This window comes from Marinobacter daqiaonensis, from assembly GCF_900115285.1.
GTDB lineage: Bacteria > Pseudomonadota > Gammaproteobacteria > Pseudomonadales > Oleiphilaceae > Marinobacter > Marinobacter daqiaonensis.
Genome location: NZ_FOYW01000001.1, coordinates 663,608 through 676,543 on the forward strand (window position 1 = coordinate 663,608; position 12,936 = coordinate 676,543).

Genomic DNA, 12,936 nt, shown 5'->3' on the forward strand with positions numbered 1-12,936 from the left:
ACCTCTCCAGACCTCAGAAATTACGCCACTGGCGTTTCAGGCGGTCGTGGGGCGTCCAGGCCGCCATGTCTGTTTTCTTATGGGATCACCTGACCTTTTCCCATCCAACTGCATCGGTTTTTTTTGAGCATGACGATGGCAATTCATCCAAACCCGTCTATTGTGATAGCAGAAGAACATAACGGGTGTTATGTTCAGGTGTAATCCTGTAAATCCCGGGTCCGTTCTGAGGAATTGCCATGACAGCGACACAATCACCGCCGGCCTCCGGTTCGGCATTCGAACCGCTCGATCAGGCCGTGGCGGAACTCAAGGGCAATGCACGTACCTGGGCCCGGACATCTCCGGAGGAACGTGTCCGTCTTCTTTCCGAGGTCCGCGACCGCCTGATTGACGTCGCCCCCGCCTGGGCAGAAGCAGATTCCCGCCGGCTCAACCCTGGCCGGCGAGGAGTGGATATCGGGGCCCTACGCCGTAATGAGCGCCTGTAACCAGTTGATCCAGACTCTCTCGGCGATGGAGGGGAAGAGCTTCCTCGATAACATTCCGGTCAGAGAGTCGGTGACCGGACAGGTGGTCGCCGGCATCGTGCCTCATTCAATCTGGGACCGTTTGTTGCTCTCCGGCGTGCGGGCCGAAGTCTGGATGCAGAAAAGCGTCACCAAAGCCAATCTGGCAACCCATACCGCAAGCGCCTACGACATTCCCATAGCGCAACGGGAGGGCAAGGTGGCGCTGATTCTCGGGGCCGGCAATATCGCGGCCATTCCGGCACTGGACTGCTTCCAGAAGCTTTTCTCGGAGCATCAGGTGGTCATTCTCAAGATGAATCCAGTGAATGAATACCTGGATACGTACCTGAAGGACGCCTTCAAGCCCCTGATTGATGCCGGCGCGCTTCGAATTGTCCGGGGCGGTCTCGAGGTGGGGCAGCATCTCTGCAATCACCCCGATGTTGACGAGCTGCATATTACCGGTGCCGGCGCCTCCCATGACGCCATCGTCTGGGGCGGCGGTGAGGAGACCGCGAAGAACAAGGCTGCGGGCAAGACGGTCAACAATCGCAGGATCACTTCTGAACTGGGTGCAGTGTGCCCCACCATTGTGGTTCCCGGACCCTGGACCGATGGGGACATTGCTTTCCAGGCCGAGCACATTGCCACCCAGAAGCTGCACAACTCCGGATTCAACTGTGTGGCCTGCCAGATGCTTGTTCTTCCGCGGAACTGGGGCCTCTCCGACAAGCTCATGACCCGCGTTCAGGAAACCATGGCAAGGATTCCGGCCCGCCCCCTGTATTACCCCGGCGCCGCCGACCGTATGGCCGGGTTCTCGGCTCAGGGCGACAACATCCTCAGGTTCGAGCGTCCCGGTGCGGAAGCCTGCATTGTCGAGCCCTTGTCGGAAGACTCATCCACCGGAGGCACCAAGCCCTGGTTTGGCAACAATGAAGTGTTCGCGCCCGCCATGAGTACCCATCGGATCGAGGGCGATGATCCAGCCGAGTATCTGCGCAAGGCGGTCGCCTACGCCAACGATCACCTGCATGGCACCCTCGGCGCCAATATCCTGATTCACCCGGCGACAATCCGTGAGATGGGCACTGATACCTTCGAGGCCATCATTGCCGAACTCCGCTATGGCGCCGTTGCCGTCAACGCCTGGACAGGCCTCGGGTTTCTGATGCCACAGTGCCCCTGGGGCGCATTTCCCGGCCACACCCTGGACGATGTCCAGAGCGGCATCGGTTTCGTTCATAATACCTACATGTTCGACAGGGTCGAGCGTTGCGTCGTGTACGCGCCATTCCGGCCGTTTCCACGAAATCTGGGCAGCCTCAGCTTCACCTTGCTGCCGAAACCACCCTGGTTTGTCTCCAACCGGAAGCAACACGTGCTGGGCAGACTGCTCACGGAGTTCCAGTATCAGCCTTCGATCCTGAAGGTCCCCAGAATCTTCGTGAATGCCTTGTTGGGGTAAAAGGGGTGGGTTAAAGTCAGGCAAAATCGTCCTGGAGATATGATGGCAACCGTTGAAAAAGCACGAAAGATCAAGGCGGATGCCCGAAAGCGATCGAAACAACGGGTCGAGGCTAGGAATGAGCTCGCTTCCCATGCCATAGTGGCGCTCTCCGAGCTTGGCTACGCGAGGACAGGCCTGCGGGACATTGCGAGCCTGTCCGGACGTTCCGTTGGTGCGCTTACCTACTATTTCGACGACAAGATCGATCTCATTTCCTACTGCGTCCGCGTTTATAAGGAGCAGTTCGTCAGGCAGATCGATGCGGCGATGAACGGCCAGGGCAGCAATACCGAGGTTATGGAGGCAGTGACCAGTGCCTTCGCCTGGGCCATCGAAAATGACGCCCACAAGCACCGGCTTTGGTATGACATACGCTCACAGGCCCTGTTCGAGGAAGCCCTCCGCCCGGCGGTACAGGAAATCGAGGACAACCTGACGGCCATGGTCCTCCGCTTTCTTGCCAGGCTTGGACGGCCCAACGAGAACGGCCAGGCAATGTACTTCCTGCTCGATGGCCTCTTCCGCGTTCACCTGCAGGCGGCTCTGGAGGGCGACACCTACGCACCGGAGAACCTGAAAGCCGCCATGTATGAGGTGCTGGCACCCAGCCCATGAACAAACCAGAGCCAGGCACCATCTGAACAAACCAGGGCCAGGCACCATCCGTATCGGAACCTGATCCGCCAGCCATTCCCGGCCATGGCCACCTCATGGTCGGAAACAATTCCCTTTCCTCACCCAATTCCTGTCCGGGCCGGCTCCAGTCCGGCCCCGGCGAACGCACAAGTAGTTGCCGGGGGCCCATATTCAGCAGGCTGACTCTGTGACCGCGGGTCCGGTAGCGACTATAGTTAACTTCGCAGGCCATGGATCAGAATCGGGACGAACCGCGCATGCAGGAAGCACGTATCAAAGCCATCAAGGAGAGTTTCTGGTTTCTCCCCGCCATATATAACGCGATCGCCTTCCTTCTGGCGATTACAACGGTTCTGGTGGATTACCAGTTGACTCCCGAGATGTCGTTGCTTGGTATCGCTCCGCTTTCCCTGAACCGTACCACCGACATGGTAAGCTCGCTGGCCGGCGGCATCCTCACCATGACGACGATCACCTTCTCGGCCATTCTCATTGTACTGACTACCTACTCATCCCAGTTCTCACCACGGGTATTACAGGATTTTATCTCCAGTCGCCCTACCCAGCGTGTGCTGGCGCTTTTCAGCAGCGGGTTCACCTTCTGCATTTCCGCCATGCTGATTGTCAGTGAAGAAAAGACCTACCAGCTTCTGGCAACGCCGATTCTTGCCGTCCTCTGGTCGCTGGCGGGAATCGCCGCGTTTGTTTTTCTCCTCAACCACACTGCGGACTGGCTGCGGGTCAACAACCTCATTGGCTATATCGCCGCCGAGACAAGCGCCACCATCGACCACATGCTTGCGCGGGATGTGAACAGGATGCGCCAGAGTGTTGAAGCCGATGACCCGGCCTGGAGCAAAGAGGGCGTTGAGATCAAGTCGCCCGCTTCAGGTTACGTCGTCACGATTGCCCTTGAGCGCCTGATCGCCAAGGCTGCCTCCGACAACCTGGTGGTGCGCCTGGAAGTGTATGCAGGCAACTTCATACTGGAAGGGCTGCCGTTGATGACCCTGACCGGGGAAAACGCCAACGACGTGAAACCCGGTAGTTATGCGGATCTTGTCCGCGTTGATAACGAACCGAAAAGCTGGCAGGACATTGGTTTTGGCATTCGCAAGGTGGCGGAAATAGGCCTGAGGGCAATTTCGCCGGGTATCAACGACCCCTACACCGCTGCCACCTCCATTCACCACATGTCTGTATTGCTGGTCATGCTCTCCCAGTTCAGTGAAGACCGGAATGGCTTCTTTGAGGAGGAGGAACTACGCCTCCTGGCTCGCGAACCCGGTTTCGAACACTACCTGCTGAGTGCGTTTCAGGAATTAAGGCGCTATGGCAGTAAGGACAACACCACCCAAGTGGCCATTCTCAATGCCCTAGGCTGGATCGCCCGCCTGGTGGACCATCGCTGGCACAGCCTGCTGTGGGACTTCGGAGCGAACACCTACCGCCTGGCCGTGACCAGCCTCGATCTGCAGGAGGCCGAACATGCGCGCCTCCGGGCGCCCCTGGGAGATCTGGCCCACGCTACCGGCAGGCGTCATGACTACAGCGAGCTGCTGTCAGCCTCCTAGTGTCTCGGCCGGTTAATTCGCTGACCTACTGAGCCCCTGAAAGCCTTGAGAGCAAGGCGCGGTGTCGAAGGTTTGGTGGTTCCAAATCGAGGCGCCGCAACACAGCTCTCAAGGCTTTCAGGGGCTCCCGGAGGGCTTGCCGCTGGCGACTCTGGACCTGTGTTGTCAGCCCTTGATGTGGAACCACCACACCTGCGGACTGACGCCTTGGCCAGAGTCGCCAGCGGCAAGCAATAGGTCAGCGAATTAACCGGCCGGGACACTAGTATCCCTCGACGCCAGGAGCCATTTCGGCGATTCATCAATTTTGCGGATCTAAACTAGACTCATAAAACAGCGGTGCCTCCTGCGGGATGAACCGCCCCTCTCTGATGTCCATACGGTAGAGAACTCTTCATCAAACCAGACAGGCTGTTATTCCGCGGTGCCAGCGTGATGCGTTCGCGCGCACCAGACTCATGGGGTGACCAAAATGGATATCGAACTCATAACCAAGAATGAAAAACTCGCGGAAATCGTCAGAATCACCAGAGAAGATTGTGAAAACAAGAGCTTCAGCGATGTAGTCGACGCATCTGGCCACCAGTATATTGATCTGGTCATGGAAGGTGGAGGGATGCTCGGAATCGCTCTGGTGGGCTATGTATATGTTCTGGAGCAGATCGGTATCCGGTTTCTCGGTATTGCCGGAACCTCCGCCGGTTCCATTACCGCGTTACTTCTTGCCGCTCTTGGCACCCCTGACCAGGCGAAGGGCGAAAAACTGCTGCAACTTATGGCGGAAAAGGACTTCAAGGAGTTTGTGGATGGCGATTCGGACGCCAGGGATTTTGTCGAGTCATGGCTGGATGGGGCGGGGAAGATAAAGCTGGCGTTCAAAGCGGCCCAGGTCATTGATAATTTCCAGGAGGACATGGGGCTGAACCCCGGCCTCAACTTTCTGGAGTGGATCCGTACCATCCTCAGGAACGAGAATATTTCCACGTCGCGGGATCTGCAGCAAAGGATGCGGACATTGCCACAAGGTATCGGCGTCAGGGAAGGCATAGAGCCATTCGCCACGTCGGATGAATTATTCGCCCGACTCGCCATTATCGCGGCGGATGTCGCCACCGAGACCAAAGTCGAGTTCCCCAGGATGGCCCCCCTTTACTGGGAAGACCCGGAAAACGTGGACCCGGCGCTTTTCGTGCGGGCATCCATGTCCATTCCGTTTTTCTTTCATCCAATGGAGGTAAAACCCCTGCCACGGGACAGCAATTGCGTGACCATGTGGAAAGAGTTTGCCGGACTCATCTGCAGGGAGGAAGAGGATTATTTCCCGAACAGAGGACTTTTCATTGACGGGGGAATAATCTCGAATTTTCCCATTAACGTTTTTCATGACAGCACCCGGGTTCCACGCCTTCCAACCTTTGGCGTGAAACTTCAGCTGGATGAGAGGCTTCAGAAAATTTCCGGACCGGTAGATCTTGCTCTGGCGATCTTTAACTCGGCAAGACATGCCCTTGACTACGATTTCATTACCAACAACCCGGACTACCGCAAGCTTGTGCAGTGGATACCCGCCAAGGGATTCAACTGGCTGAACTTCTCGATGACCGATGAGGAAAAGGTCAACCTCTTCCTGGAAGGTGCGTTCTCGGCACAAAAATTCCTGAGGGAGTTCGACTGGCAGAATTACAAACGCATCCGTAGGGAACTGCTCAGCGGATTACAATAAGAACCCGTTTTTTCCGCAAGTCAGTGCGCCAGCGAACCGACCAGCCGACGCCGATCGTCTAATCTTGACCCAGATGAGGCAAAGGAGTCGAAGGAGCCGCCTGAACAGGACGTTACATCGCGCGCCACAGGGATGTTGGCGCAAACAGGATTCTGGATTAGCCAAGGGAGGAATTATCCATGAACAATATTGTATATATCGTCGGTGTCGTTGTTATCGTTGCAGTGATTCTTTCCTTTATTGGTTTTGGTTAAGAATTCTTTTCAGGATTTATCGACACGAAAGCGTTAACCCGAAGACTCGGTTTTTTAGGTCGCCCTGCCAGAGGCGGCCGTTTTTTTGCCTGACCTTTTTACTCCGCTTTTGACCGCTCTTTTTACCGCCCCTGGAATCCATCTTTACCAGTCCGTTGAACGCCACCAGTCCTGATGGCATGTCCCCCTTTGCCAGTGCCCCTGAATTAACCAATGCCCGGCGTGGAAAAGAGGCCAGGCGCGTCTATACTCCCTGTATTCCCTTCCGATATGCCTTATTACTGAAGGCAGGCAGTCCGGTCTGAGCATGGAGAACAGGTGGCGGGTGCTTGATGACCAACCCGTCTGAACAATGTCTGTCGCAACGGCGGATGTCGAGGTTCCGAACCTGACAGGCCGTCGCCGCCATTAACGGGGTCGTCTCCCGGGCACTGGCGGACAGCGACAAGAAGGGGGCTCCACCATGGAAGAGCAGGCGCCGGCGGAAGAAACCCGCGACCGACTCAATCCCACTGTATTCTACGGCTCAACCATTGGCATTGTGCTTTTTGCGCTCTGGACCATGTTCTTCACGGACATGGCGGAAGGCGTTATAAACACAGTGCTGGGCTGGGTATCCAATTCCTTCGGCTGGTACTACTTTCTCACAGTGGTGGCCTATCTGGCATTCGTGATCATTATCGCCAGCTCTCGCTTCGGTGATATCCGGCTGGGCCCCGACCATTCCAGACCTGAGTTCAACATCGTCTCCTGGGCGTCCATGCTTTTTGCCGCAGGCATTGGCATCGATCTGCTGTTCTTCTGCATTGCCGAACCGGTGACACAGTTCCTGGCACCGCCCCAGGGTGAAGGCGGCACCGTTGAGGCGGCTCGCCATGCCATGGAACTGACGTTCCTGCACTGGGGCGTCTCCGGCTGGGGCATCTACACCCTCGTGGGGATGTCCCTGGCCTATTTCAGTTATCGGCACCAGCTGCCGCTGACCATTCGCTCCGCGCTGTATCCCATTTTCGGCCGGGGCATCCATGGCCCCATTGGCCATGTGGTGGATATCGCCGCGGTTCTGGGCACTGTCTTTGGCATTGCCACAAGCCTGGGCATCGGCGTTATCCAGCTGAACTACGGGTTGTCCACCCTGTTCGACCTGCCCGAAAGCACCTGGGTCCAGGCCGCACTGGTACTGATGATCGTGGTCTTCGCCACCCTGTCAGCAGTGAGCGGCGTGGAGAAAGGCATCCGCCGGCTGTCCGAGTTCAATATGCTGCTCGCCGCCTGCCTCGTCATCTTCGTGCTGATTGCGGGACCCACACTCTTCCTGCTCAATGCATTCGTAATGAACGTCGGCGATTACATCACCAGCTTCATCGCCCTGTCGTTCAACACCTACGCCTATGACCAACCCACGGAGTGGCTCAACGGCTGGACCATCTTCTTCTGGGCCTGGTGGATTGCCTGGGGGCCCTTCGTGGGGCTCTTCCTGGCCCGTATTTCCCGCGGACGCACCATTCGCCAGTTCACAATAGGCACCCTTATTCTGCCAATGACCTTCATGATGGTGTGGATGTCCATCATGGGTAACAGTGCCATCGATATGGTCATGGATGGCGCCGAGTCCTTCGGCGAAGCGGCCATGACCAATCCGGCGTCGTCCATCTACCTGTTCATGGAAAGCCTGCCCCTGGCGGGCATCACCACTATCGTCGTCTCCATTCTGGCCCTTGTGTTCTTCGTCACGTCCGGGGATTCAGGTGCACTGGTGCTGTCGAACTTCACCTCCATTCTCACGGACGTGAACCATGACGCGCCGGTCTGGATGCGCATTCTCTGGGCCACCGTTATAGGCCTGCTCACCCTGGCCCTGCTCATGGCAGGCGGACTGACCGCGTTGCAGAGCACAGTGGTGATCATGGGGCTGCCGTTCTCGGTTGTGCTTTTCCTGATGATGTGGGGGCTGTACAGGGCCCTGAAGACGGAATCCCTCAAGCAGCGCAGGCCCCGCCTGGCCCCGTCGGGTGCCCCTGCCGGCGCGGATGGCAATGCGCCCACCTGGCGTCAGCGCCTGACACGGGCCATGAGTTTCCCGGATCGCAAACAGGCCATGCGTTTTCTCGAGCGGACAGTAAAACCGGCCATGGCCCAGATCGAGCACGAGCTGCGCGAACAGGGACTGAAAACCGGGATTACCGGCATGGAAGACGAACCCCGGCACCTTGAGCTGAACGTGGACCTGGGCGAGGAAGGACGGTTCACCTATCAGGTCTGGCCCCGGGCCGCGGCCATGCCCGCCTTCGCCATCCGGCCCCATGCGCAGCACAACACCTATTACCAGCTCGAAGTGCATCTTGAGGAAGGCGGCCAGGGCTATGACCTCATGGACTACACCCAACACCAGATCGTTGAGGACATCCTGGACCAGTACGAGCGTCATCTGTTCTATCTGGAACGCCGCCGGGAAGCCCCCGGTGATGTCTCCATGCCGGGGCCCCACAGCAGGGAATAAACCAGCCGCCGGAGGGGAGCTCTCCGGCGTTGACCACCAGGAAAATCCCATGGGCATCAAAAAACCACACCACAACAACGTTTTCCCAGGCACCGCCTTCGGTTCCCTGATAGGCCTGGTTGCCATGGCCCTCTGTTCGCCCGTGCAGGCGCAGTTGGACGAAGGGGCCAGCTTCGGCACATTCGGGGGCAGTGTCACCCTGGCCAGTGACTACATGTTCCGGGGCGTATCGAACTCCAACGAGGAGCCCCAGATACAGGGGGACATTAACTGGTCACACGGTAGCGGCGCCTACATCGGGGTATGGGCCACCAACACCAACTTCGGTGGCCCGGGCAACAGCATGGAGCTGGACCCTTACATCGGCTTTGCCGGCAGCATCGGGGATGCCGGGCTCAGCTACGACGTCGGCTACTGGCTCTATACCTATCCGGGTTCTGAATCCGACTTCGATTACAGCGAACTTTACGCTGTCGGCACCTGGACCGCGGGAGATCTGAGCATCAGTCCCAGCGTCTGGTACGCCCCCAACTATTTCGGCGAGGATTTTCTGGACGGGGTGGAGGGACTCGCCTACGACCTGACACTGAGCCATGCCCTGCCCTGGGACATGGGTGCGTCGGCCCGGATAGGGAAACAGACCTTCCACAGTGGCGGCGATGGGCTGGACTACCTCTACTACGATATTGGCGTAACCCGAGCGGTCGGCGAGTTCAGTCTGGGTCTCCGCTGGCATGATACTGATGACGTCGACGCAGCCCTGGTCGGCGACACGGATCTGGCCGACGGACGTTTCGTCGTCAACATCACCCGCAGTTTCTGAGCCCGCCTGATGGACAGACCGGCAATTGCAGGAGCAGATCATGACTGAACAGGACTTTGATCGGGAATTCGATTACATCATTGTCGGCGCAGGATCAGCCGGTTCCGTATTGGCGGACCGCCTGAGCGCCGACGGTGCCCACGAAGTGCTGGTACTGGAATTCGGCGGCAAGGACAACTCCGTCTTTATCCAGATGCCCCTCGCCTTTTCCATTCCCCTGAACAAGCCGCGTTTCGACTGGGGCATGCACACCGAGGAGGAACCAGGGCTGAAAAACCGCACTCTTCATCAGGCCCGGGGCAAGGTGATCGGAGGCTCCTCCTCCATTAATGGCATGGCCTATGTGCGGGGCTGTGCCGGTGATTACGAGGAATGGGTGGAGCTCGGCGCAAAAGGCTGGAGCTACGCCGATGTCCTGCCCTACTTCAAGCGGGCCGAGGACTGTGTCTACGGGGCCGATGCCTACCGGGGTGCCAACGGGCCGGTGGGAATCTGCAACGGCAACAACATGCAAAACCCTCTTTACCGGGCATTCATCGAGGCCGGCGCGCAGGCGGGTTATGGCAGGACGGACGACTACAACGGCTACCGCCAGGAAGGCTTCTGCCGCATGGACATGACGGTACGCAACGGCGTACGCGCATCCACTGCCAACGCCTATCTCAAGCCGGCCCTGAAGCGCGCCAACCTCCATCTGGAAATGCACGCCCTGACCCAGCGCGTGATCATGAACGGCCAGAGCGCTGTTGGCGTGGAATATGTACAGCGAGACAAGAGGTTCCGGGTGCGGGCACGGAGGGAAGTCATCCTCTCGGCCAGCGCCTTCAACTCGCCAAAGCTGCTCATGCTCTCCGGCATTGGACCGGCGGCGCAGTTGCGCGAGCATGGTATTGACGTCGTACATGACCTGCCCGGTGTGGGCGAGAACCTCCAGGATCATCTTGAAGTCTGGGTCCAGCGGCGCTGCACCCAGAAGATCACCCTCAACGGCTGGCTCAACCCGATCGCCCAGGGCTGGATCGGTGCCCGGTGGTTGCTCACCAAAACCGGGCTGGGAGCGAGCAACCAGTTTGAATCCAATGGCTATATCCGCAGCCGCCCGGGACTCAAATGGCCCGACCGTCAGTACCACTTCCTGGCGGGCGCCATTGCCTACGACGGCTCGAGCGCGGTGAAGGGCCATGGCTTCCAGGCCCACCTGGGGGCAAACAAGCCCAGCAGCCGGGGCCGTGTCTGGCTGCGCTCGGCGGACCCGGCCGACCCGCCCCGGATGTTCTTCAATTACCTTGCCGAGGAAGCGGACAAACAGGCCTACCGTGACGGGCTTCGGCTCACCCGGGAACTCTTCGCCCAACCCGCATTCGATCCCTACCGCGGCGAAGAAGTCTCCCCCGGAAAAGACGTTCAGAGCGACGACGAAATCGACGACTGGGTGGCCGAAACCGCCGAGACCGCCTATCACCCCTGTGGCACCTGTCGTATGGGGGAAGACGAAATGGCTGTGGTGGACACGGAATGCCGCGTGCGCGGCGTGAACAACCTGCGTGTCGTGGACTCCTCCATCATGCCCACGGTTACCAATGGCAATATCAACGCACCCACCATTATGATTGCCGAGAAGGCTGCCGATCACATCCTGGGACGGGAACTCCTGGCTCCCTCCGACGCGGATTTTTATGCTGCTGAAAGATGGGAAGATCACCAGAGAGAGGGTTCGCCGGAAAGGAAAGACAGCCCGGAGGGCTGATGCCTTACCAGAACCACGCCACACCACTGCAAGCATCCAGATACAGAATATGATCCCGGCCAGGAGGGCCGGAAGACGCCACCTGTTCCGGAGAACAGGTGGACGACACCATTTTATTCCCGACGACCAAACAGGCCCGCGCCAGCTGCCGCCCCAAGACCGAGGAGAGAGGCGATGAAAAGCCACAGTGCAGCCGAAGCGACGGTACTCTGGATATCATTTGCTGTCGCGATCACCCGGTCCTGAAGATCGGACACGGTCTGGCGCAGCGTCTCAACCGCTGAGTTAAATGAACTTTCCACTTCATCCACGAGCTCTTGCGTCTGTGCGTCGGTGAGGCCGAGACGGGTCTGCAAAGCATTCTTCGCCTCGGTAAAGTCCTCCTCGTTGATGACAGCGTTTTCTCCCATGAGAAGCTGGTCCAACATACGTTCGACCTCCTCGCGGAACGACATCGGTCGCGCGGCGATGTCGGACAGTGTTGAGGTGAGGAGGGCCCTGGCCCGCTTCATCTCCTGCTGGCTGACCACATCGCGAAAAGCGTCGCGGAGCTCGGCGCGCAATTGCGAGGGCGTGATGCCGGCGTCCTCGAGTTCCTGCCGGACTTCAGGCGGCAGGTCCTCCATCGAGACCGATTCAGCGATCTCTGAAATGTCCGGGAGCGAAATGTCATCGGGAGTGATGGCACGGACGGCGTCAGCTGTCGTTTCCGCAGTCTGGGCCACGAGAGCGGTGGAGGAAGTGATCGTCGATGTTCCGGCACTGATACCACCGAAGGCCACAAGCAGCGTGGTCAAGGCCCAGACCGCAGCGCCGGCGAGCATTGCGGCGGTCCCATCGGGAGGCGACATGAACCGTGCCGCGGTAAAGCCGCCAGCGGCGAGAGAAATGATCTGCGTCAGCACAATGTAGATTGCGGCGCCGATTCCAAGACCCTCGCCGACCGCTTCGAGACTCGCGACACCGATAGCAAGGCCGAGAAGCGTGAACAGGACCATCAGACCCAGTGCCACAATAGTACCGGCGATGATGGCTGTCAGTGTGGGTCGATCGGCATCAACCGACCTTGTGTAAATGGAAGAATCAGTCATGGGAAGCCTCGTTTTGCGAATTTAAAAAAAGATATGTGAGGCGCAGCTTCGCGCAACATCATTCCGTGGAAAGCGATTTCTGATTCAGGAATTTTATCGAACAGCGTGATAAAAACAGCTGATCCACAGGAAGTGTAGGCAGCGGATTCCTCTACTTCCACCGACGCCTGGTGAGACGCCGACGAATAACGACAGAAGTCTTTCTAAAACCCTGTCGGGCCCGTGAGGCGACTTTCATTCGCAGTTAACCCCATGGGTACAAAGAAGCGGCAGGATCTTCCCCAATATTGATCAAATGGGCCGTTTTCATGTTAAACATGTCGCCAAACGTTCTGACCGAATTCTTCTTTCCTCCTTTCAGCCATACCTGCCCTGATTGATTTGTGACACCTGACCTTGATCAATTTTTGAGCTTCCACCAAGGCATTTTTTGTGCATTTCATGTGATAGCACGAGGTAAGCCTGGCTCTTACACTCCTTGACAACCTATCGCGCAGTTCCGTTTTAAAGTCTGAGCGTGGGTGTTGATCAGTACGTTTTCATAGCTGTAATTTGAATCCTTACTT

9 protein-coding genes are annotated in these 12,936 nt (G+C 58.0%); 8 read left to right on the plus strand and 1 reads right to left on the minus strand.

Features of this window, described 5'->3' with window-relative positions:
- The first annotated feature begins 239 nt into the window (after positions 1-239).
- The 8 genes from BM346_RS17875 (at position 240) to betA (ending at position 11,279) form a co-directional block, all read left to right on the plus strand.
- Positions 240-491, plus strand: coding sequence for a hypothetical protein (locus tag BM346_RS17875; RefSeq protein WP_139229891.1), 252 nt, complete (start codon positions 240-242; stop codon positions 489-491).
- Positions 478-1,980 (plus strand): aldehyde dehydrogenase family protein, encoded by a 1,503-nt coding sequence (locus tag BM346_RS03070; RefSeq protein WP_139229892.1) that lies wholly within the window; start codon positions 478-480, stop codon positions 1,978-1,980. The genes BM346_RS17875 and BM346_RS03070 overlap by 14 nt, the downstream gene beginning before the upstream one ends.
- Positions 1,981-2,022: 42 nt before the next feature.
- Positions 2,023-2,637, plus strand: coding sequence for a TetR/AcrR family transcriptional regulator (locus BM346_RS03075; protein WP_167812694.1), 615 nt, complete (start codon positions 2,023-2,025; stop codon positions 2,635-2,637).
- Positions 2,638-2,915: 278 nt separating this feature from the next.
- Positions 2,916-4,232 (plus strand): DUF2254 domain-containing protein, encoded by a 1,317-nt coding sequence (locus BM346_RS03080; protein WP_167812695.1) that lies wholly within the window; start codon positions 2,916-2,918, stop codon positions 4,230-4,232.
- Positions 4,233-4,704: 472 nt separating this feature from the next.
- A complete protein-coding gene (locus BM346_RS03085) occupies positions 4,705-5,955 on the plus strand; it encodes a patatin-like phospholipase family protein (protein ID WP_092008819.1) in 1,251 nt (416 codons plus the stop codon).
- A 717-nt stretch (positions 5,956-6,672) separates the two neighbouring features.
- Positions 6,673-8,709 carry a choline BCCT transporter BetT gene (gene betT / locus BM346_RS03090; protein WP_092008820.1) on the plus strand — a complete coding sequence of 679 codons (2,037 nt, stop codon included), beginning with the start codon at positions 6,673-6,675 and terminating at the stop codon, positions 8,707-8,709.
- Positions 8,710-8,758: 49 nt separating this feature from the next.
- The gene (locus BM346_RS03095) at positions 8,759-9,532 is read left to right on the plus strand and encodes a TorF family putative porin (RefSeq protein ID WP_167812696.1); all 774 of its coding nucleotides are present in this window, start codon (positions 8,759-8,761) and stop codon (positions 9,530-9,532) included.
- Positions 9,533-9,572: 40 nt separating this feature from the next.
- Positions 9,573-11,279 (plus strand): choline dehydrogenase, encoded by a 1,707-nt coding sequence (betA, locus tag BM346_RS03100; protein ID WP_092008822.1) that lies wholly within the window; start codon positions 9,573-9,575, stop codon positions 11,277-11,279.
- A gap of 113 nt (positions 11,280-11,392) precedes the next feature.
- Here betA and BM346_RS03105 read toward each other — a convergent pair whose 3' ends face one another.
- Positions 11,393-12,370 (minus strand): hypothetical protein, encoded by a 978-nt coding sequence (locus tag BM346_RS03105; protein ID WP_092008823.1) that lies wholly within the window; start codon positions 12,368-12,370, stop codon positions 11,393-11,395.
- Positions 12,371-12,936: the final 566 nt, after the last annotated feature.

Coding starts and splice junctions, on each gene's coding strand:
- BM346_RS17875 (WP_139229891.1), top strand. CDS start 240: ATGACAGCGACACAATCACCGCCGGCCTCCGGTTCGGCATTCGAACCG.
- BM346_RS03070 (WP_139229892.1), top strand. CDS start 478: ATGAGCGCCTGTAACCAGTTGATCCAGACTCTCTCGGCGATGGAGGGG.
- BM346_RS03075 (WP_167812694.1), top strand. CDS start 2,023: ATGGCAACCGTTGAAAAAGCACGAAAGATCAAGGCGGATGCCCGAAAG.
- BM346_RS03080 (WP_167812695.1), top strand. CDS start 2,916: ATGCAGGAAGCACGTATCAAAGCCATCAAGGAGAGTTTCTGGTTTCTC.
- BM346_RS03085 (WP_092008819.1), top strand. CDS start 4,705: ATGGATATCGAACTCATAACCAAGAATGAAAAACTCGCGGAAATCGTC.
- betT (WP_092008820.1), top strand. CDS start 6,673: ATGGAAGAGCAGGCGCCGGCGGAAGAAACCCGCGACCGACTCAATCCC.
- BM346_RS03095 (WP_167812696.1), top strand. CDS start 8,759: ATGGGCATCAAAAAACCACACCACAACAACGTTTTCCCAGGCACCGCC.
- betA (WP_092008822.1), top strand. CDS start 9,573: ATGACTGAACAGGACTTTGATCGGGAATTCGATTACATCATTGTCGGC.
- BM346_RS03105 (WP_092008823.1), bottom strand. CDS start 12,370: ATGACTGATTCTTCCATTTACACAAGGTCGGTTGATGCCGATCGACCC.